A 22,111-nucleotide genomic window follows, 5' to 3' on the forward strand; every position below is an offset into this window, starting at 1 on the left:
CCTGTTGCCGCAGTCTTTCGCGCTCGCGTGCGTGGAGTCCAACTCGCTGCCACCGTCGTGTGACTGCCTCGCGCACAGGTTCGGCAACGCGGCGGACGGGCCGGAGCGCACTCCGAGTTATGGCTCCGACATGACGGAGGCGGAGTGGAGGGTCGTCCGGCCGTTGCTTCCGGTTCCGGCCTGGCTGGAGGGGCGGGGCGGGGCGGGCGGCCGGAGGGCTATTGCCACCGCGTGATGCTCGACGCGGTCCGCTATGTCGTGGACAACGGCGTGAAGTGGGTCAATCTGCCCGCAGACTTCCCTCCGTATCGGCGCGTGCATGCCTTCGCCCGCCGCTGGCAGGTCACGGGTCTGCTCGCCGAACTCCACGATCGGCTGCGCGACCGCGTCCGGGAGAAGGATGGCCGCTTGCCGGACCCGACGGCCGCGATCGTGGACTCGCAGTCGGTGCGGGCGGCGGCGAACATCCCGCGATCGACGTCCGGGTGGGACGGCGGGAAGAAGGTGGGCGGCCGAAAGCGGCATCTGGTGGTGGACTGCCTCGGCCTGGTCCTGGCCGTCGCGGTGACCGCGGCAAGCATCCAGGACCGCGACGCCGCCGTCCCTCTGCTCGAGCGGCTGCGACGGCAGTACTTCTCCATCCGACTGGTGTGGGCGGACGGCGGCTATGCAGGCCGGCTCGTCGACTGGGCGGCCGAGGAGCTCCGGCTCACCCTTCAGATCGTCAAACGCACTGACGACACCACGGGGTTCGTGGTGCTGCCACGCAGGTGGGTGGTGGAAAGAACCCTCAGCTGGCTGATGCGCTCGCGCCGCCTGGCGCGCGACTACGAGACACTGCCCGCCATGCACGAAGCCATGGTGCTGTGGTCGATGGCCATGCTCATGAGCAGCCGCCTGGCCGGACACCGTCCAGCCGGCTTCAGCCGGCCGGCACCGCGAGCGTGGTGAACACCCCCGGTCGCACCTGCAGGGCCCACCCCCGCTCCACCAGGCGTTTCGCCTTCGACCTCAGCCCCTCCACCTTCGCCGGGACCGCCTCCAACCCCAACGCGACGGCCAATTGCTGGCAGCGCATGCCCTCCCGGCCCGCTTCCGACCCCAGCACCGACACAATCCGCTGGTAGTCCGGCGCGAGGACCGACGCCGCCATGCCGTCGGTCCGGTGCGGCACCGGCGATCCCGCCACCGAACCCCGCTGCGGCTCGGCGACCGCGGAAGGCGGCTGGGCCAGCACCTCGGCCACCGTCCCCCGGGCATCCACCAGCCGCTCAAGCGCGCGTTCCGCCGCCCCGAGCGCAGCCTGCACCCGCTCGGCCTCCTCCCGCAACCGCGCAATCTCCTCCCGGACCTTCTTCTCCCGGGCCTCCAGCAGACCAAGCACCGACGCCACCAGCCACCTCCACGAGCCAGACGAGCGGACGAACCACGCCCATCTCTCCCGCCTCCGGCCGGAGATCATGCCCACCCACCCCGAGCCAACCGATCACGTTCGGAAAGCGGATGGCTTCTGAGCCACGGACGCCCAAACAGTCGCCCATTCACGCTTCATTTGCGGAGTCGTTTTGCTCCGGTGGTGGCGTTGGTGACTGCCGTGATCAGTTGATCGACTGTCTGGATCTGGAGGCCGATGCGCTCGGCGAGATGGGCGAGGCGCATCGGTTCGGGGACGTCGGCGAGGGCGGCTGAAGCGATGAGCACGCTCTCGACAGTGTCGAGTTCCACGGGGTTGCTCACCAGAGCCGTCATCAAGTTGTTCACGTGGGTGAGGTGTTCGTGCAGGGTGTCCTGGTGCTGTGTGGTGGAGTGCTCGATGCCGGGGATCAGGTCCGCCAATTTGCCGAGATCATCATCTTTTGCCCTGCCGTTGAGGCGCTTGATACGCCACGCTTCGACGGAGACTTCGTCCAGGACCGCGATGGTCTTGTCGACGTCCTTGTTGGCCTGGTCATTCCTGCGCCACCGGCGGTGGAACCAGAAGACGCCCCACGTCCCCGCGGCGCCGACGAGTACAGCGGCGCCCGCGACCTTGGCAGCGGGGGTCCAATCGGACGACTGGGACTGCACGGTAGGCGGAACCTCCTGAGGCGTCGCCCACGGTGCAGGGGAGGTGACGCCGACCCACGTGACCTGATCGGCTGGCAGTGCCTGTGCAGGATGGTGCGGCAGCATGAGTGCTGTACTTAGCGTCGCGGTCGCGATCAGGCGCCTGCCCCACAGGGACAGTGCGGGCCAGCCCTCGTGCGCCTTGCGGGTAGAAGGACCAGCGTCCGCGGGAGCTGAGCGAGGTCGGCGCCCATCAAGGCCTGAGGTACTGACGTCCTTGGTTGAAATGGCATGCTGGCCTGACACGGCCTGCCTCCCTGCAGGGGGTTGGGTCTGGTGTGGGCCCCGCCGCTCCTTGGTGGCCTGAGAATCCTGGGGAGCGGCGGGTGTCCTTGCGTAGTTCGGGCTGAGGCGATGAGGCGGTGTACCGGGCGGGAAGCGGCTCGGTCGGCGACGGCTTCCCATTACCGGTGACGGCCCGGGGCCCCATTCGACTCGAAGCGAACGGGACGCTTCCCGAGACGTGGGCTGCCACGTCGGCGGTTCGAATCACCGACATGGCGCAGGACCTTCACAGCGTTGGGCCTCTTCCCTAACCTGGAGAACAAGGTCTGATGACGGCGCATCGTAGGACCTGGGGAGCTACGCGTTCACCTCGCTTCGTGTCAACGACGATCTATCGGGGGTTCACGCCGACGCCCCAAAACTTGGCCCCATGCGGAGAATTGGCAGGCTCGGGGGACCACAGCCTGCTCGCTGACGCGCCGTTGCCCTCCTCGCGCTCCCAATGATGACTGTGGACGTACTCCTGCGCGATCTGTGTCTTGCCGACGCCACCGAAGCCGTCGACAGGTTCCGGCGAAACGGTGGTCGACAGCGGGACAAGACCCAGAACACGGCGCAGCAGACGGTGGGTTCGCGAAGCCGGTGCGGGGGTTGCCGAGGTGCAGTCCGTCGCGCTGAAAGCGTCCGACCGGGCGCGCAGGGGCAGTTGCGGGGCGACGGCGTCCAGCGGGTGGGCGGGGTCGGGTTCCCACATGACGGGGATGACCGCGTCGGCACTGCGGCCGGTCCTGGACCGCTGCATGCTGAGCCGGCGCTGGAAGTAGGACAGCTCGGCCCGGCAGTAGGACTGGCTGAAGTAGCGCGGTGAGTGGAGCACGACCAGGACGGTGGACCGGGCCAGCAGATCCGCCGACACGTCCGGCGAGTGAGGTTTCCCGTGGACGCCCACGACCTCCGGGGAGCGCCCGGTGCGCTCAGCGACGACCCGGCAGAGGTCGTGAAAGAACGACGCGACCCACTCCTCGTCGACGGTGCGAACGTGACTCAGATAGAAGTGGCTCACGGTGACTCCAATTGCCTGGCACGGCCCCATGGCGCGGGCAGCCTCGGGCTGCGCCGGACAGAGGCCGGGAGCGTGCCGCCTGCCGCCGCCTCCCGCGCGCCCGCGACCACCCGCCGCGCCGTCGCGTCTCCGTCGTGCCACCGCATCCTCATAGTGGATCCGCCCCCGGTGTCGTCTCGTCGGCCGTCTTCCCGCCACACCCGGCAGTTCCACGGCTCGTTGCAGGCGCACCGCCGCGCGACCTTTTCCGCCCACGCCCTCTCCTCCTCCTGATCGACCGCACCGCCCGCGCTCTGCACGACGGCGGAACCGCTGCTTACCGCACTGTTGGTCGACCCGAGAGGGGGTGCGTCCCATGACGCCCGATCTCACGGATGGGTGGATCACGCGAGGTCCGCGCACAGGGAAGCCGTGCAACTCCGCCTCGTCGGTCATGCATTCGAGGAAGTAGGTTCTCCGGGACGTCAGAGCGGCCTCGTTGCGCCACAGGCCCCGCAGAGCCGCGGCCACCTGCCGTCCGTACTGGTGCAGCCGTGCCTCGGCCGCGCGGGCCGGTGCGCCGTCGAGCGTGTGGTAGACGCGCGACCAGAACTCCAGCACGCCGATGTGGGCGTGTGTCCCGGTGAACACGGCGCCCAACGGCCGGGGATCGGGGCGCCAGCCCACCCGGTGCCGGGTCCGGTCCTGCGGGTCGGTCAGGTCGACCAGGTCGGTCAGCGCCGCCAGGGCTACGTGGTTCGTTTCGTGGAGCAGGGTCTCGGTCAGCAGCACCGGATCCCGCTCGGGAAGTCCTCGGCCGTCATGCGTAACGCCATGGGTTCGGTCACGAGGCCCTCCCGAACAGCTCCCTGACGTCGGCCACCACACGGTCCCGGATGTGCGTGGTGAGCCGGCCGAGATCGGCACAGAAGACGCTCGGATTGTCGAATCCGTTGCGCGGGCGGTAGCGGTGGGTCCGCAGTCCTCCGCCGCACAGCCGGACGACGGGACAGTCGAGGCAGTCGGCGGCGAGCGGGACCGGTTGCGCTCCTCGGGCCGTCACCACACCCGGATGACGCGCCACCGTGTCGAAGTCGTGGTCGAGCAGGTTCAGTTCGGTCGCCGCGGCGCCGTCGTAGGCGGCTTTGAGGTTGTCGGGGAGTTCCACCGACAGGTCGCTCTCCACCACGATGAAGTCGGAGACCACGGGCGCCGACGGGAGCCGGCCGCTGAGCGACAGTTCCATGATGTGCTCGAAGCGACGGATCCCCGTCTCCCTGACCGGCGCGGTGTACCAGCGCTCGAAGACGGCCAGGAGCCAGTCGGCGTAGGGCGTCGCCGCGGTGTCGTGGCCTGGCGGCGGGTGCTCCCATGTGCTGTGGGGGAGGAGGAAGTCGATCATCGGGGGCTCGTGCGAGAGCAGCTCCTCGTACACCGCCACCGGATCGTTGGCTATGTCCACCGTGCAGAGCAGACCGCTGTACAGCGCTCTGTTCTCCGGTCGCCTCAACAGTTCCAGCCCTTTCAGAACTGCGGTGTAGCTACTCCGGCCGTTCCTGGAACGCCGATGGCGGTCGTTCGCCGTGCGGTCGCCGTCGAGGCTGACCCCCACCGACACCCCGTACCGGCGGAACAGATCCAACCACTCAGGATCGAGGAGTGTCCCGTTGCGCTGTAGTGAGGTATCACAGCGCGACACTGCCTGCAGCGTGGCCCTCAGGGCTGAGACGATGTGTTCGATTCGCTGTCTCCCGGCGAGCAGCGGCTCCCCGCGGTGCAGCACGACGCGGACCTCGGGCAGAGCGTGGGCCCGGGCGTGCTCGGCAATCCGCTCGGCGAGCCGGACGGCCGACTCCTCCGTGATCACACCGGGTTTGTGCCGCCAGCTGGTGTCCTGCAGCTCGTAGACGTAGCAGTGGTCGCAGGCCAGGTTGCACTGCTGAGCGACCTTGACCACCCATTCACGAAAAGGCCGTACCGTTTGGGCGCGGACCGGCGTCTGCACACGGCAGAAGGATCGGGAACTGGTCGGGCTGCGGGGAGGATCTTGAGGGCCTTCCCGTGCGTTTCGCCGTCCAGGCTGGTCAGCAGCCGTAGGACGATGAGCCAACCTGTTCGGCCGGGGTGTTGCATCGCGCCGTCGTTACAGACGCTGCACGACCTCCTACCGCAGCGTGGCGCTCTTTCGTTGCTCCGAGTTGACCTTTGGCGGGCGGTGGCGGTGCCCCGGCAGATCCCGCTCTTTTACAGATGTCCGGGGTACGCGCCGCCAGGCACGGGTAGTGTCTGTGTCAGCCGAGTCAGGGTCATCGTTCGTAGCGAGGACACCAACTGGCATCCCAACTTGCCTCTTTCACCGTCCGGGGACGCGGCCGCACCGTGTTCACCAGCGGGTTCCTGTCTGTGCGCGTGCGCCGCCCGTCCGGTGCGCCCCGCGTTCTTCCCCTTTTGGAGTCCCGCGATGACGTCATCGCTGTCCGTGGCCCGGGCCATCGACTTCCTGTGCGAACACACCTCCAGCAAGAGTCGGGTGCTGGCCCTGCTGGTGCACGACTACGGGCCCAGTTCCCTGACCGCCGTTTTGACCTGCAAAAACCCCGAGCACGCCTTCGAGGCGACAGGCATTCTGCGCCGGGTCCTGGCGCTGCGTGACGCCGCAGCCGTCGACGACGAACTGACCGCTCTCACGGCTCAGATGCCGGATGCACCGGCCGGCTCCCTGCGCGAGGCCGTCACGCGAGCCGCGAGCGGGACCTGGCCCGCGGAACCCGGAACCCTGCTCACGGCGACGGACCCGGACCCGGAGCCGTTCGACGACGAACCGGATTCCTCGGCAGCGCCCGCAGCGGCGGGCCACTCCCGGCTTAAGGACCTGCCGGGGAAGGTCGTGCGGATCACCCACCTGCGCGAGTTCCACATCACCGACGAAGACGCGCTCCTTCACGCCGCTGCCCGCCGCGGCTGGGAGCCGCTGCCGGCGTCCGAACTCGGCGACGACGACCCACGCGACCTGGCCGGCGCCGTGATCACCCTCACCGAGGACAGCGACGTCACCGGCAGCCAGACGCTGGAAGACCAAAGCTCGGCAGAGGTGCTGAGCATCGAAGACGGCGACGAACTGGCCGACTGGAGCGCAGCGCCCGTCGTCACCCGGTTCGTCCACGGATGGCGCCTGCGCCAGCAGCGCAAAAGGCCCACAGCCGGTGAGCAGACGCCGAACTTCGCCGCCCTCTTCGCCGTCCGGGACTGCCCCTGCAAGGGCGAGGACCCCGACTGCGAGGAGTGCGGCTGGCAGCTCACCCCCCGCACCGCCGACCTGCTCCACACAGCCCTGGTTCTCCTCGCAGACCAGGCCTACGACGACGCACACCGCCTGGGGGACCAGTTCCTGCCGGACGCCAACGCCACCACCTGGGAAGTCTTCGACCGGCTGCCTACGCTCACCTGGACGGCCGACCACCGATGGCGGCGGCGCATGGCGCGCGCCTTCGACGACCTGGCCGCAGATCTCGCCCGGGGCAAGTGGCCCGAACCCACCTGCACCGCGGAGGAGATGGCCCTGCACCTGGCCATCGAGGACGCCCCCACCCACCTGGAAGACCGCCCTCCCACGGACCCCCACCACACGCTCCCCGAACACGGAGACGACTACAGCTGGGACGACTGTTCCGAACTGCTGTTCCAGGACCACGACGTCCTGATGCTCTTCGACCCGAAACTCGGCGGCATCGCAGACCCGGAGGACCCAGCGAACCAGTCCATGGGTGTGGGCGACCTCAGGACGGCCGCCTGGTTCGAGCCCTTCGGTAGCCACAGCGTCCGCGATCCCGGACGAGGCTTCCGCCGGTAGGACACAGCGCCTCCACGCCGGGCACCATGAGGCCCCGCCGAGCCCGGAGTTGCCCTCCGCCTTCCCGCGCCCGGTGCACGGACGCCCCGCGCCGAAGCCGGGTCAGGGTCCCGACCAGTGGACGGTCATGGTGAACGAGACCCGCGGCGACCGCTGAGAGCACTGCCCGATGACCTGCACCGCGCCAACGGCCTCGTAGCTTCCGAGCCGGAGAGGACGGCTGCAGCCTCAGCCGGTTGTCTGCGGGGCGCCGGCAGTGCTGTGCTGCTCGTCCCACTCCTGGATGGCCGTGCGCAACATTGCGGCGATCTCGGGGTCGGTGCTCTTGCGGGCGGCCACGCTGCGCAGGTACGCCTCAGCTCCCTGGAGCAGGCCGGAGCGGGGGTAGAGCGTCACCAGGGCGCGGTGGGTGCCGCGCTCCAGCTGGTGGCTGATGGAGTCGACGTCGTCTTCATCCTCGGGCGCGGCGATGTGTCCGTCGACGAAGGCGCCTCTGGTCGTCGTGCAGCAGTTCCAGCCGTAGTCGATGGCGCAGCGTTCGCAGGCGAGGGTGCCGTGCATGGCTGCGTATCGGCGCTGCCACTCGCCATCGAGGGCGATGACGTCCCCGGCGAGCGGGATGTTCTTGCGGCACAGGCAGCACCTGATGCGGAACGTGACGGACACGGCGGATCTCCCAATCACCTGCGGGCCGGACGCGCTCAGCCTGGCAGTCGGCCCCGGCGCTGCACCGTCGCCATGCCGCAGCGCGGTGCCCGACGCCGCTGTGCAACACCCCCTTGTTGCAGCCCTGATCTGGGAGGAAGCCGTTGCACGTCTTTCGCAACCCCGTGTTACATCTGACGAGATGTGCGATTGGATGAGCGATCCAATGCGCGAATAAGGGAGCGATTGAGGTATGATGTTCATTGGAGGTGACCTCTGTGTCCACTGAGAACGAGCTGTTCAGTGCTGTCGATGCGCTGCTGGAGCAAGTCGCGCAGGATGATCTACCGGTCCCCGCAGAGCGCAAGCGTCTGCGTGAGGCGGCGGGCCTGAGCCAGGCGCAGATCGCCACGGCGCTGGACGCGCGCCGGGAGGCGGTGGGGAACTGGGAGACCGGGCGGACCGAGCCGCGGCCGCCGAAGCGCGCCGCCTACGCCCGGCTGCTCGAAGGCCTCGCCGCGCGCTTCCCCGCTCCCGAGATCGAGGCGGCTGACGAGCCAGCCGTGCCGGAAGCGTTCACCGCCGCGCCCGCCCCGGAGGCGGCTCCTGCTCCGTCGGCGCCGGCCGCCGCGAAGGCACCCGCCCGACCGGCGGCGAGCACGACCAGGTCGTCGTCGACGTCACGGCGCCCGGGCGCGAAGAAGGCCGCGAAGGCCACCACTTCAACGGCGGCCGTGGCCGACGCGCGTTTCGAGAACGGGCCGCTGGCGGTCGTCGACTGCGAGGACGGGCAGGTGTCGGCGTACTGTGTCGGCGGCCTGGTCCTGGACGTGCCCGCCAAGTCGATCCCGGCGCTGGTCGACTGGACGCTGACCGAAGCCCGGCTCGGGCAGGCCCGGCTGCACCGCAACGGCCGTGACGCCGACCCGGTCCTGGTCCTCACCCCGGCCGCGCTGGAGCGCTACGGCCTGCCCGCCGCCCTGTCGGATGAGGAGCGGCGCGCGGGCCGGCTCCCGGACAGCCACAAGGTGGTCAAGCAGATCAAGAAGGCCGAACTCCAGCTCACCCAGCTTGGGTTCGGGCCGTGGGCGCGGATCTACCGGGACCCGGAGGGCTCCTGGCGCCGCTGCGTGCAGGTGTGCATCCCCTCGTGGAACGCGCTGGACGCCAGGGAGTGGGATAACAAGGACGACCCGCAGATCCCGTTCATGCACCCCGCCGACCTCGCCCGGTATCTCGGCACGTACGCGCAGCTGGTGATCACGCCGCGCGGCACCGCGTCGACGACCGGCCTGGAGCTGATGACCGCGCTGCGCCCGCCGACCCGCGCGGAGAAGGACGAGTCGACCGGGAACTTCGAGCGGGCGTTCAACGCGGACGCGCTCACGGCGGTGTACGACGTCGTGGAGTGCGAAGTCCCGGACGAGCACCCGGTCCTCAAGGGGAAGTTCGAGCGCCACCACCTGCGGACCCCGGCAGAGATGCTGATGGAGGAGCCGTACGACTGGTGCCGGCCGCTGACCGATGACGAGTGCCGGAATCCGTACCTGATCGCCATCGACATCAACATGTCGTTCGCCGCAGCCGCGAACGGCCTCACGGTCGGGCTGAACGGGCCGACCCACCTGAAGAACAACCCGACGTTCGACGCCTCGCTGCCCGGCTCCTGGCTGGTCGACCTGAGTCACGTCGACCTCGCCCGCGTGTTCGGTCGCGCTGTCGACCACGGCCGGCTCCCGAGCCCGTTCACTCCGAAGGGCGACCACCCGACCGGACCGGCCTGGTACGCCACACCCACCGTCGCGTACGCGGTGGAGCTCGGCTTCGACGTCGCACCGATCGAGGCACACGTGCGAACCCAGACCGGCCGCTACCTGGACCCCTGGTACAAGCGGCTGCGCGAGGCGTACGTGACGACAATGGCCGACCTCGGTGTCACCACCGCGATGAACGGCCAGGAGTTCCTGGACGCGATGGCCCGATCGAGGAACACCGACCCGACGATGGCGCTGCTCGCAAAGGCGATCAAGGCAACCGCGAAGGGCGGCATCGGCAAACTGCGCCAGCGCAACCGGGGCCAGGTCGCGTACTACGAGCCGTGGCCGGCACTCAAGCGGGAGACGTGGCGCCCGGACATCCGGGCCGCCGTGCTCGCGAGCCAGCGGGTCGGCATCCACCGCAAGCTGATGAAGACCGCCGCCGCGGCCGATCTGTACCCGGTCGCGATCGGCACCGACGCCATCGTCTACCCCTCCCCGGGCCCGTCCCCGCTGGACGTCCTGCCCTACACGGACGAGGGCAAGCTGGCGGCGGGCACGTTCCGGCTCGGGGTCTCGCCGGGCATGGTCAAGCACCAGGGCACCCAGACCGTGCTGTGGGCAGAGCAGCAGTTCGAGGAAGCCGGCGCGGTGTTCAACATCGCCAACCTCATCAAGAACGACCCGACCGCCGGAGAAGGGGAATAGCCGACCATGACCGACTCGCTCGGGGACAGCCTGGACCAGGCGCTGGAAGGGGCGTTCGCCTGCCGCATCCCGCAAAGCGCCCAGGCGCAGGTGAAGTACCTGGTCAAGCAGCTCAAGGGCACCAAGGCCGCCGCGCAGGCGCTCGGGATCTCCCAGCGCACCGTGGAGCGGTACGTCGCGGGCAAGTTCAAGCGGCCCCGCCGCGACCTGCGCGAGCGCATCGAGCGGGAGGTCAGGAAGCGGTGGCAGCCGCAGATCCGGGCGAAAGCCAAGAAGAAGGCCTCAAGCACGGGCGGTCTGGTCGTCTCCACCCGGGCGAGGTTCGGATTCACCGCCGCGCCGGGCACGACCGACGACGCCCGGATCCGCGACATCACCCAGGCCCTGCCGCCCCGCTGGGCGGACCGCCTCTTCGAGGCCCGCGACAGCGGCGCCAACGAGCAGCAGCTCCAGCGCATCGCAGCCAAAGGACTTGCGGAGATGTACTTCCGGAACAACAACACCCGGGCGGCCGGCCTGGGCGTGGAGTTCACCGACGTGGAGCACATCCAGATCGAGCTGTAGTGACCAAGCCCCGAGAGTCCCGCTAACTGTGACTGAGCGCTTCAGTTGGCGAGTGAGAGGTCGAGTCGGCGAGTTGAGCCCCAGATCGATAGGTCGGAAGTGGCGAACCGCGTCAGTCCAGGCGTCTGACCGGATCGGATCGCAACGGTCGGGTATTGCCGGGGTGCCTGCTGCCAGGGTGGGAGTCGAAAGGGAGGCTTCCTAATGATCTCGGCACTCAACCAACTTGTCGATCTTGTCGAGGAGCACCTCGTCGAGGAGCTCGACGTCGACAAGTTGGCCAGGGCGCTCGGCACTACCGAGTACCACCTGCGTCGGATGTTCTCGTCGTTGGCCGGTATGCCGCTGTTGGAGTACGTGCGGCGGCGCCGGATGACAGTTGCCGCCGCCGACGTCGTGCGGGGCAAGGAGGATCTGCTGGGTATCGCCGTCCGGCACGGATACGGCTCGAGCGAGGCGTTCGGACGCGCGTTCCGGGCGGTCCACGGTGTCGGCCCCGGTGACGTTCGCCGTAATGGAGGCCCCTTGCGCACACAACCGCAGCTCAGGTTCCGCCTGACTGTTGAAGGGAGTATCCCCATGGACACCCGCCTCGTCGACCGCCCTGCATTCCGGCTGGCTGGACACGCAACCCGGGTTCCGCTTATTCACCAGGGCGTCAACCCGCACATCCAGGAGCACATCGCCGCGCTGCCGCCGGAGGAGCATCTGCGGCTCAAGGCCCTCAGCGACACCGAACCGAAGGGCCTGCTGCAGGTCACCGACGACCTCGATCCCGACAGCCGTGAGGGCAGTGAACTGACCTACCTGCACGGAGTCGCCCTCAGCCGGGACACACCGGTCCCGGACGGGCTCGACACCATCGAGGTACCACCTGGCATGTGGGCAGTCTTCCGTACCAGCGGACCGCATCCACAGGCCCTTCAGACGACCTGGGCGGCAACCGCGACCGAGTGGTTCCCCTCCAACCCGTGGCGGCTGCGCCCGGGCCCCTCGGTCGTCTCCGTCCTCGAGCGCGCGGACGATTTCAGCACCGCGACGTGCGAGCTATGGCTCCCCGTCGAACCAGCGTGACCCACCATCGACCATCGAACGCGGTTGAGCGCTTCAGTTGGCCAGTGAGCGTGCGGGTTGGCCGGTTGAGTATTCCGTGTCGATGTTGTGGCAGAGCTGCTCGGCTTGGGCATCGAGGAGGAGCTTCATCTGCTGGAAGAGAGGCACTTTGTTCTGCCTGAGCCACTGACGGAAACCTCACAGGCCGGTACCCCTCTGAAAACCCAGGCCCCTACCGCCGTCCCGGCGGGGGACCACCCGGCCTGCGCGGGACCTTACTCCCCGCGCTCGCCGTCTAGATCTTCGTTCGTCGGACTGGTCGGCGCGCTCGTACGACCTGCGGTACAACGGTTGCTCACGCAACTGGTGCCTGCTGGGGGGAAGAGCATGGGACACACGACAGCCACCGTCGTCCGCTATCGAGCAGGCCGGGCCAACAGAGTTCTACGTATGGCCTTGTGGGAAGCGTGGGATTCGAAGTGCTACTGGTGTACCAAGCCCGTGGAGTTCAGCTTCTCCGAGATCGACCACATCATCCCCAAGGACGTCACCGAAGCGGACCTGGCAGAGCTCAAGACGGCCTACGGTCTACGGGCCGATTTCGACCTCCATGACCCGCAGAACCTCGCCCCGATCTGCCGCCCGTGCAACGGAGTGGAGGGCAAGAGCAACTCCATACGCCAAGCGGGCGTCACGATGAACTATCTGGCCAGCGCGGAGAAGCGCCGTCCTGCCGTGCTCAAACGAGTTCAGAACTTCGGCAGGTCGGGCAAGGTGGCCGCCCACGTGCTTGAGGCCGCCACCGCCGATCTCAGCCAACCCGACATCCGGCGTGAGTTCCTGGACACCGCCCCCGCGGTCGTCCGGGTCCTGGCGATGACAGACCAAGGCATCGGCGACTACCGGTCGTTCCGGGAGGCAGAGGTATGCATCGACGACGAGGATGGGCTGTGGCAGCGCATCGACGTGGCACTGGACGACCGAGGACGGCTCACGATCGCACTCCTGGAGAACCTGTGCGCCGCCGAACTGGAGGACGTCCTCCAAGATCCGGTAGTGCAGCTCATCCAGGAGATCCGCAGCCGCGTCACAGCCGGGTTCGAGTCCATGGATACGAGTGACCCGATCACCGCCGGGCCGCCCACCAGCGACTTCATCAACCTCAACATCGACTCTCTCGACTTCCTACGCTACGCCGGGCAAGTCGAGTTCACCTTCCAGGGCGCCTTCGAAGCAGGCTTCGCAGCGTCCGTGGTCCGCAGCAGCTCAGACGGGGGCGGGACGGACGACCTGCAAGGCGACGCTACGGTCAGCGGAACGTTCTCCTTTGTGGCCGACTGGGACCTCGCCGATGACCCAGCGCAGGTACACACAGGCGACTGCACCATCGAGGACTGGGATCAGGACCTCAACGTCGGGTAACGCGATGGCAGTCGGGTCGGCGGGCCGCGCACTGGACGGCACGCTCAACTGGCCAACTGAAGTACTCAGTCACACCGGCAACTCAGTTGCCGGGGACGAGGCGTTTACGCATTCCACGAGGGCAGATACACCGTCATGGCTGACAGGTTCGTTGTGCTTCCCGCTCCCTGCCGACCGGCACGGAGCGGGAAGCGTTCAGTCTCAGTTGCCACCACCACCGCGGCCGTTGAAGAAGGTGAAGATGATGGTGATCAGCTGTCCGGTGGTGCAGTACACCTCGACGAACTCGCTGAGAGACATGGAACCTCGCAAGGTCCGAACCCGGCCACGGCCAGGCGACAGGCAGACGCGGATCGGCCCACAACCAGCATCCCGCTGCCTCTGTATGCATTGTCGCAGCCGCCGACCGAATTTCCGGGCAGGACACACCCGTAGCCCGTGCCGTACACAGGTAGGCCCCGAACCGCGCTCCGGTTCGGGGCCCTTGTCACCGCCGCAAGGTCAGCCGGCGGCCTGCCGGTCTGCCAGCGTCTTCGTGGCCTGTTGCCAGTCCTCGTACGTCGCGGCCTGCAGCGTCTCCATCCGGGTCAGCGCCTTCGTGGTGTCGTCCTTCTTCATCGCACTGCCGGTGAGCTCCAGCAGTAGCTCCACCATCGCGTGGCTCTTCCAGTGGCGAAGTTCCGCCTCGTTCAGCAGCTCCGGGCCGCCGGTCATCATCAGGTCCACCAGGCGTTCCCGGGCCCGCCACTCCCGGCGTCGGCGCCACCAGCCCGCGTCCGGCCGGTTCAGGTCCCGCACCTTGCGGATCTGCTCCACCATGGCCCAGATCTGCGTCTCCTGCTCGGGCGTCCACTTCTGCCCGGCGCCCTCATGGGGCGCCTGTACGACCTCCTGGACGGCCTCGCCGCCCTTGCGCGTCCCATCGCCGCTCAGCTGCTCCACGGCCTTCCTGAGCGACGCTTCCGTCGCATGTGCGTCGTCGTGTTCGGACACGTTCACCCCTTCATCTCCAGAACGCGCAGCATGCCCGCCGCCCGGCGCGGCGGGCAATCGGACCGACCGGGCCTACTGCGGGTCCGCTTCACCCGGAGGGGATGCCGTACGCCGGGAGCGCCGGGGGATGACGTCGGGCAGCTGGCGGGAGGCGGCGGCCGGGATGAAGAACAGCCCGGTCATGCCGAGCCCGGTCACGGCGGCGCTCAGCAGGCTCACCGAAACCGACGGGTCGTCGACCGAGGCCACCCCGCAGAACACCGAGAAGCCAGCGACGAACACCAGCGAGGCGACGATCCACCGCTCCCGCAGCGGGGAACGGGTGCCGGCCATCACGCTCATCCACCAGGTCCATCCCGCCATCACGCAGAACAGCACGGCAGCCGGAGGCAGCAGCACGGGCGGCGCCCACCGCGCGACGTCGCCGCGGGGCAGCTGCTGCCCGGCCAGGTAGCCGACCTGGGCCAGCCACACCAGGTACACCGGCACCTCGATGGCGATCACCACCTACATCAAGGCCCGCAGTCCCAGTAACGCGCCGCGCTCGCTCATCCCTTGGCCCTCCCCCTCGGTCGTCTGGCCACCGGGAACGTACTGGCCACGGCCCCGCACCCGCCAGAGCGCGTTCACCGCCACGGGTGGCCAGTTCCCCCTCCGGCGGCCGGCCGCTGTCGGGGCTCCCGGTCAGGACTCTGCTGAAGCCCCGCTGCCTGGGGGCGTGGCGGGTTCCGCGCCCCAGGGGTAGAGCGCCCACGCCTCGTCCAGGATCGGATTGATGACGGGCCGTCCGTCGGCGAGGGCCCGCAGGGACCATCCGGCGGGAGGTGGCTGCTCGATCCGGGCCAGGACTGCCTCCTCCAGCGTGGGGTCCGTCGCGACGACCGCGTCCTCCAGTTCGCTTGCCGAGGCCACCACCGTCGGCACGTCCGAGGTCGGCAGGACGTGCCGGAACTCGGGGGTGTTGACCAGGTGGTACGGCTCCATCGTCATCACGATGCCGAACATCGGCCGGTCGTGGGGGATGTGGGCGAACTTCGGGTGCCGCTCCCGGATGAGCTTCGCGGTGTTCGGGATCTGCTTCCCGATGGCCTTGCCCAGCTTCTGATTCAGCTCTTCGCCGAACGTCTCCTGCGGCCCGAGCCGCAGGCCTGCGGTGGGCCGGGCCGCCTTGGCGTCCAGCAGCAGCACGAGGCCGGGCAGGACCACGATCCAGTCGACGCTGTTCTGGCCGCCGCCCTTGCCGTAGGCGATCTCGTGATGGACCTCGGCATCCGGGAGCAGCCGCAGATGCCGGCCCACGTACTGTTCGAACAGCTCGCCCAGGTCTCCCGCGAACAGCTCGAAGGCCTTGCTGCCGGGGCCGAAGTGCTCCATCCCTGTGTAGTAGAGGCCCATCGGGCTGACCTTGCCCAGCGCCGCGGGCGTCACCGGGATCAGGTAGTCGCACCCGAAACCCCTCACCAGGGGCCTGGAGCGCAGCGGGTTGGGCGTGTACCTCCGCATCAGCGGGTCGGACGAGATCAGTCCTGCGGCAGCACGGGCGCGTTCCTCCTCTGCCCCCGTGGCGAAGTGCCGTTCGAGGACGGCCTCCACGGCGGCGCGGCTCGTAAGCTCCGTGAACACGGCGAGCTCGTTCTCGGGCACCCAGTCCAGGTCGACCCGGCCCTGCCGGTAGGTCGCCGCGGTGAACAGCAGCTGCCCCAGCCACACGTAGTCCGAGACGGGGCAGCCCAGCACCTCCTGCTCCCAGCCGTCGACGAGGGCCTTCAGCGGTTTCGTCGGCTCCGTCTGGACCAACATGGCCACACTGCGGGCAAGCTCGGAGAAGTCGTCCTCCTGCCAGGTGAACTGCTGCCCGGCCACCCGCAACAGAAGTCCCGACATCCGATCACCGACCGGCAAGTGCCGGTAGAGGTCGTCCAGCGCCACGTACTGGGCATGGATCTCCTCTAGGTCGTCCATGGCCGCAAGCCGCTGCCGATGCTCGTTCCCACGGGTCAGTGACACCCATGCGGCGTCGGCGAACGCCCACGGCCGGTACAGCCCCTTGATGCTCCGGTGCCGGTTCAGCCTCACCCAGTCCTGCTGCCAGTCGACCTTCGTCGGCAGCAGCGAGCTCACCTGTGCGATCAGGGGCAGCAGGGAGCTGGGCGGGTGACGGCGGACCCGCTGGACGTACTCGTGGTCGGAGATGGGGAATCTGGACGAACGGACCATACACACGATTCTCCTCGCGTCGGCCCGCCGAACCGGACGCATTTTCCTGAGGAGGGCCGGGTCAGCGGGCGAGGGTGACCTCGATCGGGCTGTTCGGACAGCTGGAGAGGATGTCGGTGAGCGTCTTCTGTTCGGCGGGGTCGATCGTCAAGCTCCAGCGGGTTTTGACGGTGATCCAGTCGGCGGCGTAGGTGCAGCGGTAGCCGACCGCTGGGGGCTGCCAGGTGGCGGGGTCCTGGTCGGACTTGGACCGGTTGCTGGTGGCGGAGACCGCGATCAGGGCGCGCTCGTCCCCGAGGTCGTTTGCGTAGGCCTGGCGTTCGGCCGCTGTCCACGTGGAGGCGCCGGAGTCCCAGGATTCGGCGAGGGGAACCAGGTGGTCGATGTCGAGGGCGCGGGCCTGCGTGAAGTAGGTGTCGTCGTAGGGGGAATTACCAGGACCCGCCGCTCAGCACGCAGTTGGCGTCCTGGGCGGGGGCGGTGACGGCCTCCTCCAGAAGGACCTCCTGCCTCGTGTTGCAGGTGTCGCGGTCGGCGTCGACCGTGCGGGATGGCGGGGCAGCGGACGGGAGCGGGGAGGGTGGGGTCGGTGATGCATGTGCGGTGTCCGGTGGGGCTGCCGGAGGAGGGGTATCACCGGGTGCTGGAGGTGCTGGACGGGTTCTCGCCGGTGGTGCAGGTGATCCCGCCGGGCGCGGCACTGGTCGAACTCCGTGGCGCCGTCGGGTACCTCGGTATGGACGAGTGCGGGATCGCCGGTGTCGTACGGCTGAGGTCGGTCGCCCTTCTCGGGGTGGATCTCCGGATCGGGATCGGGACTTCCTGGACGGTCGCGGCGACTGCCTCCGGTCGGGTGACCGGGCCCGGCGGTGTCCTGGCGGTCAGCCCGGAGAGCACCGAGGAGTGGCTCGCCACGCTGCCGGTGGAGGCTTTGCACGGTATCGGCCCTCAGCACGCGGCGACGCTGCGCCGCTACGGCATCGACACCGTGGCCCTGCTCGCCGCGCTACCGGCGGGGACCGTGCAGCGGGTGCCCGGGCCGGGCGGACCGCCTCCGAGCGGGCGCGCGGCCGGGACCTCCGACCCGTCACCCCCAGAGCCCTCCCAATATCCGTGAGTGTCGGGCATCGCTTCGGGCGGGACCGCCTCGATGGGGCAGAGGTACGGGCCCGGCTGCTGGAACTGGTCGTACGGCTCGGCATCACGCTGCGCCGCCGCGGCCAGGCGGCGCGCGGGGTGACGCTCCGGCTGGTCTTCGCCGGTGACGCGCGGTGGGAGAAGAGCCGGCGGCTCCGGGAGCCGTCGGCGCACGAGGACGACCTGCGTACGGCCGCCTACCAGCTGATGGACGCCGCCGGTCTCCAGCGCGGGCGACTGAGGGGGATCACGCTGAAGGGCGAGGACGCGGTCGGTGCCGATGCTGTTGTCGAGCAGCTCAGCCTCGATCCCGGCCGGGACGCCCGCCTGATCACGGAAGAAGCCGCCGACCGGGTCCGCGACAAGTTCGGGCCCGGCGTGATCGGACCGGCTGGCGCCTTTCTGCGTGTCTCCTGACCGAGCTGCCCGCATACGTCGGCGGGCGACACGGTCAGGCCGGGTCCGGGCGACGAGGCACCCGCCGACGGTGGCTGTCGTGCCCGAGACGACCTCCATGTTCTGCAGGGGGCGCAGCGCTGATCAAGTGCGCCTTACGAGCCCCGTGCGCCCCCTGGCGAACCTGTGGCGGATGGTGCGTATGCGAGCACTTTGTGTAACGGCTGGACGAACCTGACGGTAACTGCACGCCTATAGAAAGAATTTGACGGCGTGAAAGTTTGTGCGCCGCGCGAGAGTCCTCCCGAGGGGCGTGAATGGGGCGCAAGTGGTCAAGGGCATCTATCGACAATCTGTCGTGTGCTCGGCTGGCGTATTAACCGAAGCGATAACGGCGGGAATCCTGCTTAAAATGGGTACGGGAATCCCCTCCGTTTGATGTTCCGTTAATTGGCGCTGATCCCCTATGCGTGGGGGGGGGGGGGTAGATAATCGGCGCGGCGCTATTGATTTATTCTTAAGATTTCAAGGACCGAGGGCTGTCGAGGAAGTGAGGGGACCCTTGCCTTGTTTTGCCAGGTGGGCCGGATGTTTTGTGATCACAGTTGTCGCATGTGGTCCGAGCGGTGCCTGGGGGCCCTCTGGCACGAGAAGCGTAAATCGCCCTTACGGAGCAAAACGCCCACGCCTTGTGATGATGTGATCCCGCTCTCTGTGCTTGTTTGATCCCCCAGCTGACGCACGGGCAAGCCCTACGAGTGGGGCGGATGGCGTGGAAAAGAAGGGCGTCACCGTGTCTTCGGCAGGGTCATGGTGTTAACTGAGCATTGGTCTGACCTTGGTGGGTCCGGGCCATTCCCGGGAGGTCTCGTGAGTGTGGTGCTCCGAGACCTCCCCTTTTTGCGCCTTGTTTACATGTGCGCCACGTGCTGCTCATCTGATAGATGGCGGAATCTGTACATCCGGGAATTCTGCATTTGACAGTCCGGCAATTAAATTACTTTCTTTTGGTGGCGACGTTATGGAATCGGTGTGACGGAAGTCACCGTGAAACCGATTGGCCGTTAGCGGGAACCAAAGTGAAAAGCCCTCGGTGAGCGGGATCTTCGCCGACCGCGACCGGGTGGGTGGATATTGTCTTGCCGCTCAAGGTAGCGTTATCAACTGACGTTCTCGCCGTGCGCGGCCCGGTCCCACCACACCGGGCTGCCCAGCGCAGGGGGAGTGGCGCCGGACCCACCACCCGGGTACGCCCGCAACAAAGCGGGCGTACCCACCACATGAACGACCAAAGGACATCAGACCCGTGCACACCGCCATCGTCGGCGGCGTCGTCCCGCTGGACCGGCTGTTGGAAAACTATCCGGGAAGCGACGCACCGTCACGAAACCTGCTCTTCCGCGCCCGGCAGGACGCGGGAGCCTCGCGGACTGGGGAGTGACGGATGACCTTCACTGCCCGCGCACCGCGCCTGACCGACCTTCTCCTCGGTCGGCACAAGATGCCAGAAGGAAGCTTTCTGGACCATCTCCCCCAGAAGACCTGGCAGATGATGACCAACGAGTGGGACCAGCGTGTCCGCGTCTTCGAACGCAATGAACCCCTCCCGCTCGGGCCAGACGACCGCAGTGTCTTCATCGTCGTACAAGGGTGCCTCCGACAGGAACGGTTCCCCATGGGACCCGGAAAGGACCCCACGATCACCCGGTTCAGGGGAACCGGCCAACTCGTGGGCGAGGCCAAGCTCATCAACCCCGACTCCTCAGTGCTCACCACATGCCTGTCCGAGACATGCGTGATCCCCTGGCGCACCCGCTACATGATCGCTCTGCAGCGGCAGCACCCTGAAGTCCAACTTGCGCTGCTGCGCGGCATTGAGGACCGCAACCGCGAGGACGAGCGGATCTATGCGACCTTCGCACTTCCCCCGTCCCAGCGCGTCGCCATGCTTCTCGCTCATCTCGCCGAGACCGTCGGCGTACCCGACCCCACCGTCACACGCAGCACCATCATCGTCGGCCCGTCCCAGAAGGATCTGGCCGCCGCACTGCAACTCGGTATCTCCTCAGTGGAGAACGCGATCCGTTCTCTCCGCACCGACGAAACGATCGACGTGGGGTACCGCAAGTTCATCGTCCACGATCTCGACGCCCTACACCACAGCGCCGCTGGCGCATAGGGCATCACCGGACCCGCCATCCGCACCGCTCACATGCCTGGCCACTAACCAGGCAAGCGGTAGCAATCTTTTGAACGGACCACCAAATGATCACGAACCCCACCATCCTGGCGATTGGTACCAGCGCAGGCTCTCTCCTGGTGACCGTCGTGGTGGGCGCCGCCACGGGCATCCTCACCTACCTCGCCCTGCGCCACCACCAGCAGGTCTTCGCCCTGATGAAGCGGATCAACAAGAACCAGGAGGACTCGAAGGACTTCGAGAACGCCACTACATACCTGAAGGAGCTCCTGGAGAAGCTCTGCGAGTACGCACAGAAGCCCTGCCAGGCCGCTGACTTCACCCCGCTGACCCGGCTGCACAACCTCGTCAAGGACATCGCCGACGAGGACCAGATGAAGCCGATCCGCACCGAGCTGGTAGCCGTCGCCACGAGCTTCGACCACTACCTCACGAAGGTCCTTCCCCCCATCGGAGCGCAGAGGCTCACGGTCGAGAAGTACATCGAGCGGCTCGAACTCGCCATGAAGCAGGAGCGCGCCCGCATCGACCTGGTGCAGGCCATCAAGGGCGCGCAGCAGAAGATCCGGACCCTGTGTAAGGGCAACTGAGGCAACACCCTCCTGTGAGGACCGCCGGTGATCCGGCGGTCCTCACCTTGTTTGCCGGGTGTCCACGAACCGACTGTCCGGCGTACCGCCCGTGGTGGGAGGGACACCATCCGGTACGAGGATCTGGAGAATTGTGCGACTCGCAGATACTCAGGCCCGGGCTGCGTTCTTCGACAGAGCGGCGCCCGCCGGGCCACCGAGCCGGACCGCGTTCCTCACGTACAGGTCCGGGGAAAACCGCTGCCGCCGGGGCCGGTTGACCTGCGACCATCAGGCAAAGGTTCAACCAGGCGAGGAACGATGACCGACTTCTCATTCGGCATGAACGACTACAGCGTCGACGTCCAGGCGCAGCACGATGTGACCTTCAGTCAGGGCTGGGACGTGCACCGTCTCGCCCTAGCCTTCGAGGTGACCGCCCGCGGTAACTACACCGTGGACGCGCCCTTCCTCGTCTCTGGCAGCCTTTCGACACACGAGATGCCCAACCCCGCCAGCTACATCGGCGTCCTCCACGCCCCCAAGGGACCCGTCGGGCTGAGGCCGTTCAAGAAGCACCTCACGCTGGAGACGACCGTGACGGACCAGCAGCTGCGCGGCCTGGAAAAAATGCGCGCGGGCGCGGACCTGGTCCTGCTCGCCGACCTCACCCTGACCGCCCTGGCAGACCCGAAGAACTGGCCCGTTGCTCAGGGCCAGGAGATCATCCGCATCCCGCACGCGAAGTGGAGCAACACCCTCACCCAGCTCGATGCCGGCGCCTTCGTCGACGTTCTCATCTCGGTCACCACCGTGGAGGCCCGAGCCACCGGCGCACGACGCATCCGCGAGGCGAAGACTGCGATCCGCGACGGACGGTACGAGCACGCCGTATCCCTGGCCCGAGCGGCCCTCGATCCCGTACGCGAGGCCTGCGACACCAAGAAGCTCCACGACCAGGCACTGCTGAAGAAGGCCGGGGAACGGAACCAGGAGGAGCGCTGGGCGGTGTTCACCCAGAGCGCCTACAACCTTTTCAGCGGCGCACCGCACGACGACTCGGGTACCACGGAGAACTTCACCTGGACCCGCGCCGACGCCCTCTCGGCCGTCGCCACCGCCGCAGGCCTGCTCGCCCGACTGGAAGACCTGCCGTAGCGCCGTCGACTGCATGGAGCGGGCTCGGTGTTCGGCCCAGCGGCGGTGGGCGCCTTCGAGCCCACCGCC

Annotated in this window: 19 protein-coding genes and 1 pseudogene; 11 read left to right on the forward strand and 9 right to left on the reverse strand. The window is 68.0% G+C overall.

Annotated elements, in window-relative coordinates:
• Positions 1 to 234 precede the first annotated feature (234 nt).
• The gene (locus tag OHN74_RS42665; protein WP_327699934.1) at positions 235 to 951 is read left to right on the forward strand and encodes an IS5 family transposase; all 717 of its coding nucleotides are present in this window, start codon (positions 235 to 237) and stop codon (positions 949 to 951) included.
• Here OHN74_RS42665 and OHN74_RS42670 read toward each other — a convergent pair.
• The 4 genes from OHN74_RS42670 to OHN74_RS42685 form a co-directional block, all read right to left on the reverse strand.
• Positions 923 to 1,393, reverse strand: coding sequence for a hypothetical protein (locus tag OHN74_RS42670; RefSeq protein WP_327692419.1), 471 nt, complete (start codon positions 1,391 to 1,393; stop codon positions 923 to 925). The genes OHN74_RS42665 and OHN74_RS42670 overlap by 29 nt on opposite strands.
• A 155-nt stretch (positions 1,394 to 1,548) precedes the next feature.
• Complete coding sequence (locus tag OHN74_RS42675) at positions 1,549 to 2,172, reverse strand: hypothetical protein (RefSeq protein ID WP_327692418.1); 624 nt, start codon at positions 2,170 to 2,172, stop codon at positions 1,549 to 1,551.
• A gap of 550 nt (positions 2,173 to 2,722) precedes the next feature.
• The gene (locus tag OHN74_RS42680; protein ID WP_327692417.1) at positions 2,723 to 4,165 is read right to left on the reverse strand and encodes an aKG-HExxH-type peptide beta-hydroxylase; all 1,443 of its coding nucleotides are present in this window, start codon (positions 4,163 to 4,165) and stop codon (positions 2,723 to 2,725) included.
• A gap of 52 nt (positions 4,166 to 4,217) precedes the next feature.
• Positions 4,218 to 5,330, reverse strand: coding sequence for an FxsB family cyclophane-forming radical SAM/SPASM peptide maturase (locus OHN74_RS42685; protein WP_327692416.1), 1,113 nt, complete (start codon positions 5,328 to 5,330; stop codon positions 4,218 to 4,220).
• 504 nt (positions 5,331 to 5,834) lie between these two features.
• Between OHN74_RS42685 and OHN74_RS42690 the strand changes: the two genes are divergently transcribed.
• Positions 5,835 to 7,223 (forward strand): hypothetical protein, encoded by a 1,389-nt coding sequence (locus tag OHN74_RS42690; protein WP_327692415.1) that lies wholly within the window; start codon positions 5,835 to 5,837, stop codon positions 7,221 to 7,223.
• Between the two features lie 228 nt (positions 7,224 to 7,451).
• Here the strand turns inward: OHN74_RS42690 and OHN74_RS42695 are convergent, their stop codons facing one another.
• Positions 7,452 to 7,889: a hypothetical protein gene (locus OHN74_RS42695; RefSeq protein WP_327692414.1), complete on the reverse strand. Its 438-nt coding sequence runs from the start codon at positions 7,887 to 7,889 to the stop codon at positions 7,452 to 7,454.
• A 257-nt stretch (positions 7,890 to 8,146) separates the two neighbouring features.
• Between OHN74_RS42695 and tap the strand changes: the two genes are divergently transcribed.
• From tap to OHN74_RS42715, 4 genes are all read left to right on the forward strand, one after another.
• A complete protein-coding gene (gene tap / locus OHN74_RS42700) occupies positions 8,147 to 10,333 on the forward strand; it encodes a telomere-associated protein Tap (RefSeq protein WP_327692413.1) in 2,187 nt (728 codons plus the stop codon).
• 6 nt (positions 10,334 to 10,339) lie between these two features.
• Positions 10,340 to 10,897, forward strand: a complete 558-nt coding sequence (gene tpg, locus OHN74_RS42705) for a telomere-protecting terminal protein Tpg (protein WP_327692412.1) — start codon at positions 10,340 to 10,342, stop codon at positions 10,895 to 10,897.
• Positions 10,898 to 11,101: 204 nt separating this feature from the next.
• Positions 11,102 to 11,971 carry an AraC family transcriptional regulator gene (locus OHN74_RS42710; RefSeq protein WP_327692411.1) on the forward strand — a complete coding sequence of 290 codons (870 nt, stop codon included), beginning with the start codon at positions 11,102 to 11,104 and terminating at the stop codon, positions 11,969 to 11,971.
• Between the two features lie 429 nt (positions 11,972 to 12,400).
• Positions 12,401 to 13,372 carry an HNH endonuclease gene (locus OHN74_RS42715; RefSeq protein WP_327692410.1) on the forward strand — a complete coding sequence of 324 codons (972 nt, stop codon included), beginning with the start codon at positions 12,401 to 12,403 and terminating at the stop codon, positions 13,370 to 13,372.
• A 501-nt stretch (positions 13,373 to 13,873) separates the two neighbouring features.
• On the opposite strand, the gene OHN74_RS42720 is transcribed toward OHN74_RS42715, so the two are convergent.
• The 4 genes and pseudogenes from OHN74_RS42720 to OHN74_RS42735 all read right to left on the reverse strand — a co-directional run.
• Positions 13,874 to 14,365 carry a hypothetical protein gene (locus OHN74_RS42720; RefSeq protein WP_327692409.1) on the reverse strand — a complete coding sequence of 164 codons (492 nt, stop codon included), beginning with the start codon at positions 14,363 to 14,365 and terminating at the stop codon, positions 13,874 to 13,876.
• Between the two features lie 72 nt (positions 14,366 to 14,437).
• Positions 14,438 to 14,869, reverse strand: a complete 432-nt coding sequence (locus OHN74_RS42725) for a hypothetical protein (RefSeq protein WP_327692408.1) — start codon at positions 14,867 to 14,869, stop codon at positions 14,438 to 14,440.
• 180 nt (positions 14,870 to 15,049) lie between these two features.
• Positions 15,050 to 16,582 (reverse strand): hypothetical protein, encoded by a 1,533-nt coding sequence (locus OHN74_RS42730; RefSeq protein ID WP_327692407.1) that lies wholly within the window; start codon positions 16,580 to 16,582, stop codon positions 15,050 to 15,052.
• Positions 16,583 to 16,643: 61 nt separating this feature from the next.
• Positions 16,644 to 17,124, reverse strand: a pseudogene (locus OHN74_RS42735) (HNH endonuclease family protein); the annotation flags it as partial.
• Between the two features lie 47 nt (positions 17,125 to 17,171).
• Here OHN74_RS42735 and OHN74_RS42740 point away from each other — a divergent pair.
• The 5 genes from OHN74_RS42740 (at position 17,172) to OHN74_RS42760 (ending at position 22,042) form a co-directional block, all read left to right on the forward strand.
• On the forward strand, positions 17,172 to 17,699 hold the full coding sequence (locus OHN74_RS42740; protein WP_327700463.1) for a hypothetical protein: 528 nt from the start codon (positions 17,172 to 17,174) through the stop codon (positions 17,697 to 17,699).
• Positions 17,696 to 18,136, forward strand: coding sequence for a DinB/UmuC family translesion DNA polymerase (locus OHN74_RS42745; protein WP_327692406.1), 441 nt, complete (start codon positions 17,696 to 17,698; stop codon positions 18,134 to 18,136). The genes OHN74_RS42740 and OHN74_RS42745 overlap by 4 nt, the downstream gene beginning before the upstream one ends.
• Before the next feature lie 1,423 nt (positions 18,137 to 19,559).
• Positions 19,560 to 20,294 carry a Crp/Fnr family transcriptional regulator gene (locus OHN74_RS42750; protein WP_327692405.1) on the forward strand — a complete coding sequence of 245 codons (735 nt, stop codon included), beginning with the start codon at positions 19,560 to 19,562 and terminating at the stop codon, positions 20,292 to 20,294.
• A gap of 86 nt (positions 20,295 to 20,380) precedes the next feature.
• Entirely contained in the window at positions 20,381 to 20,905 is a 525-nt protein-coding gene (locus OHN74_RS42755; protein ID WP_327692404.1) for a hypothetical protein, read from the forward strand.
• A gap of 300 nt (positions 20,906 to 21,205) precedes the next feature.
• Positions 21,206 to 22,042, forward strand: a complete 837-nt coding sequence (locus OHN74_RS42760; RefSeq protein ID WP_327692403.1) for a hypothetical protein — start codon at positions 21,206 to 21,208, stop codon at positions 22,040 to 22,042.
• Positions 22,043 to 22,111 lie beyond the last annotated feature (69 nt).

The organism is Streptomyces sp. NBC_00459, assembly GCF_036013955.1.
GTDB lineage: Bacteria > Actinomycetota > Actinomycetes > Streptomycetales > Streptomycetaceae > Streptomyces.

Excerpts from the sequence above, each read along its gene's own strand:
- OHN74_RS42665 (WP_327699934.1), top strand. The coding sequence starts at position 235 with ATGCTCGACGCGGTCCGCTATGTCGTGGACAACGGCGTGAAGTGGGTC.
- OHN74_RS42675 (WP_327692418.1), bottom strand. The coding sequence starts at position 2,172 with ATGCTGCCGCACCATCCTGCACAGGCACTGCCAGCCGATCAGGTCACG.
- OHN74_RS42690 (WP_327692415.1), top strand. The coding sequence starts at position 5,835 with ATGACGTCATCGCTGTCCGTGGCCCGGGCCATCGACTTCCTGTGCGAA.
- tpg (WP_327692412.1), top strand. The coding sequence starts at position 10,340 with ATGACCGACTCGCTCGGGGACAGCCTGGACCAGGCGCTGGAAGGGGCG.
- OHN74_RS42710 (WP_327692411.1), top strand. The coding sequence starts at position 11,102 with ATGATCTCGGCACTCAACCAACTTGTCGATCTTGTCGAGGAGCACCTC.
- OHN74_RS42715 (WP_327692410.1), top strand. The coding sequence starts at position 12,401 with ATGGCCTTGTGGGAAGCGTGGGATTCGAAGTGCTACTGGTGTACCAAG.
- OHN74_RS42730 (WP_327692407.1), bottom strand. The coding sequence starts at position 16,582 with ATGGTCCGTTCGTCCAGATTCCCCATCTCCGACCACGAGTACGTCCAG.
- OHN74_RS42750 (WP_327692405.1), top strand. The coding sequence starts at position 19,560 with ATGACCTTCACTGCCCGCGCACCGCGCCTGACCGACCTTCTCCTCGGT.
- OHN74_RS42755 (WP_327692404.1), top strand. The coding sequence starts at position 20,381 with ATGATCACGAACCCCACCATCCTGGCGATTGGTACCAGCGCAGGCTCT.
- OHN74_RS42760 (WP_327692403.1), top strand. The coding sequence starts at position 21,206 with ATGACCGACTTCTCATTCGGCATGAACGACTACAGCGTCGACGTCCAG.